Source organism: Brachyspira catarrhinii (assembly GCF_005518285.1).
GTDB classification, from domain to species: Bacteria; Spirochaetota; Brachyspiria; order Brachyspirales; family Brachyspiraceae; genus Brachyspira; species Brachyspira catarrhinii.
Genome location: NZ_SJDU01000330.1, coordinates 1 through 2,592, shown reverse-complemented (window position 1 = coordinate 2,592; position 2,592 = coordinate 1). Strand labels below are relative to the sequence as shown.

Sequence of the window (2,592 nt, the reverse complement as noted above, 5' to 3'; positions counted from 1 at the left end):
TAGTTAAAAGATATAATAATGGCTTTGCTTTGCTTTGCTTTGCTTTGCTTTGCTTAACATAATTACAGTAGTTTTACTCATATTTTCATAATTCATGCCGATTTCTCCCAGCAATTCATTTTTTATTGAGTAATTATACGATATTTAAAAAATTTGTCAATGCCTAAAATAAAATTTTATTTATCTGAAATAATAAGACAAAATATTTTTGAAAGAATTTATATGATGCCTTATATCGTAAATATCTCTTATTGCCGTGAGTTTGTGAAATAAATATAAGGGATTAAAAGACAAATTATAAAAATACTCGACATATTTAAATAATTTTTCTTCTTCAAAATTAAGTTTAACTACCGATTTGCGCATATCGAAATCGAACCAATTTTCGGTTTTAAGCAAATCGTTTTCTTTGCAATAATTAAATAATTGAGTGTTTGGATAAGGCACGAATAAAGAAGCGTTCATCGAATTAATATATCCGTTAAGCATTAAACTTTTTACTATATTAAAAGTTCTAATAATATCTTCTTCCGTTTCGTTCGGATAACCAAGTTTTACCATTATGTCGATAAACAATCCCGCCCTCTTTGCAAGTTTAATCGATTCCGCCATTTGCTCGACATTATTTTTATCGATTCCTATTTTTTCAATCGTATAATTATTAATAGTCGGAAGATTAAAAATTATAGTTTTGAAACCCGATTTTTTCATCATTTTAAAATCTTCAAAATGCAAAATATTCAAATACATATAACAGTCGATATATACTTTTTTATTTAATTTTCTCTCTCGCATAGTTTCGCAAAATAAAGAAAGCCATTCGTCAGTTGGAAAACAAATCGTGCAATCTATGATTTCTTTTATTCCGTATCTTTTATTTAAATATTCTATTTCGTCTACGACATTTATCGGACTTCTTAACATCGCGTTATTGAAAAGTATGCTCGAAGAATTGCTATTGTAAATATTATAAATCGAACCTCGCCCCGACATTATAAAAGTTCCGGGATATTTTTTAAAATATTCGTTTGTTTTAGAATATATTTTCCAATTAGTTAAATTTCTATCTATAAAAGGCAAACTATCCAAAGGATAATCGAGGATAAATTTTCCCGTATTTTTTATATCGCCGTTTCCGTTTCTGTAATATATTCCCTTCGCCAACTTTTCGCCGTTATTTAAATGTTTGACTATGCTTAAAAGCGAAATCTCGTAATTTCCGCCCGTTATGATAAAATCCGCTTTCGATTTAATCAAACTCTCTTCGGGCAAACTCGTCACATGGTCGCCCGCCAAAACTACATAAACTCCGTCATATTTTTTCTTTACCGTTTCTATCGTATCCCAAGTATAATTGATTGTAGGAGTTCTCGCTTCAAAAAATATTAATTGAGGTTTTATTTCGTCAAGTTCGCTAAACCAATCTATAGTGTCCATATTTCGTGCAATCGTATCGAGGAAAAAAACATTATAGCCGTTATTTTTAAGCAAAGTCGCCGCATAAGCGGGAAGAATGGGATAAAAATAAGACGGATTTCTTAACCATTGAAATTGTCCGTTTAAAGACATTAAAGGATATCCTTCGTTATTTTCAAAAGGCGGATAGGTTATGCATATTCTTTCAATTTTATCTTTTTTCATTTTTATTTATTTTTAGTAGATTTCTTTTTTCCCGATTTTTTAGGTTTTATAATTTTATTTTGATAAACATATTTTTCAAGTTCGTATTGATTATCGAATATAATATCATACCATTCTTCGTATCTTTCGCATTTCGGCGGACTATGTTTCGAGCAAATTTCGTTTCTGTTTTCGTAGTTCGTGCATAAATAAGTTTTTTTATCCAAATATCTGCATTCGCTTCTTATCATATGATACCAAGTGCCTTCGTATATAAATATAAAAGAATGTCTAAAATGCAAATACCATTTCAAAGTGTTTAATTCTTCCTCGTCTTTCGGCGGAGATATTTCCATTACCAAATCATGACAGCATAAAGAATTACAGTCCGCGCATAATTTTTCGCTAACCGTTTTTTGCCTATTTTTTAATAATTGATTCGATGGTATAACTTTCATTAACAAAACCGTTTTATAAATTTAATTCGTATATTATATTAAAAATCGGATTAAAATTCAACGATTTAATTATCGCTTTCAAAATATTCTCTTCTCAAAATCGAATAAATCAAACAATCGGTAATTCCGCTATTGTCTTTCAAAGCGTCTCTTAAAACTCCCTCTTTCTTTAATCCGCATTTAAGCATAACTTTGCCAGAATAAATATTTCGCTTATTATTTTATATAAAATTTTTATTCTTTCAATTAAAAATCAAATATTATATAATAAACGAATATTTAATATTTTAAGGAGAAAGTTATGCAAAGTTTTGTATTCGATAATCCGACAAAAGTAATATTCGGCAAAGACGCGGAAAATAATATAGCGTTGGAAATAAATAATTTTGGAGCTAAAAGAGTATTTATAATTTACGGTTCAAAAAGCGTGAAAGAAAGCGGTTTACTTGAAAAAGTTGAAAATATATTGAAAAAAGCAAATATAGAATATTTTTTATTTGGAGGAGTTCGAGCG

At 28.9% G+C, this 2,592-nt stretch carries 4 protein-coding genes; 1 reads left to right on the top strand and 3 read right to left on the bottom strand.

Features of this window, described 5'->3' with window-relative positions:
- Positions 1-180: 180 nt before the first annotated feature.
- From EZH24_RS10110 to EZH24_RS10100, 3 genes are all read right to left on the bottom strand, one after another.
- A complete protein-coding gene (locus tag EZH24_RS10110; RefSeq protein WP_137999016.1) occupies positions 181-1,641 on the bottom strand; it encodes a B12-binding domain-containing radical SAM protein in 1,461 nt (486 codons plus the stop codon).
- 2 nt (positions 1,642-1,643) lie between these two features.
- Complete coding sequence (locus EZH24_RS10105; protein ID WP_137999015.1) at positions 1,644-2,078, bottom strand: YkgJ family cysteine cluster protein; 435 nt, start codon at positions 2,076-2,078, stop codon at positions 1,644-1,646.
- A 65-nt stretch (positions 2,079-2,143) separates the two neighbouring features.
- The gene (locus tag EZH24_RS10100) at positions 2,144-2,266 is read right to left on the bottom strand and encodes a GNAT family N-acetyltransferase (RefSeq protein ID WP_236847159.1); all 123 of its coding nucleotides are present in this window, start codon (positions 2,264-2,266) and stop codon (positions 2,144-2,146) included.
- A gap of 113 nt (positions 2,267-2,379) precedes the next feature.
- Between EZH24_RS10100 and EZH24_RS10095 the strand changes: the two genes are divergently transcribed.
- The coding region (locus EZH24_RS10095; protein ID WP_137999014.1) for an iron-containing alcohol dehydrogenase at positions 2,380-2,592 on the top strand (213 nt) is incomplete at its 3' end.

Coding starts and splice junctions, on each gene's coding strand:
- EZH24_RS10100 (WP_236847159.1), bottom strand. CDS start 2,266: ATGCTTAAATGCGGATTAAAGAAAGAGGGAGTTTTAAGAGACGCTTTG.
- EZH24_RS10110 (WP_137999016.1), bottom strand. CDS start 1,641: ATGAAAAAAGATAAAATTGAAAGAATATGCATAACCTATCCGCCTTTT.
- EZH24_RS10105 (WP_137999015.1), bottom strand. CDS start 2,078: ATGAAAGTTATACCATCGAATCAATTATTAAAAAATAGGCAAAAAACG.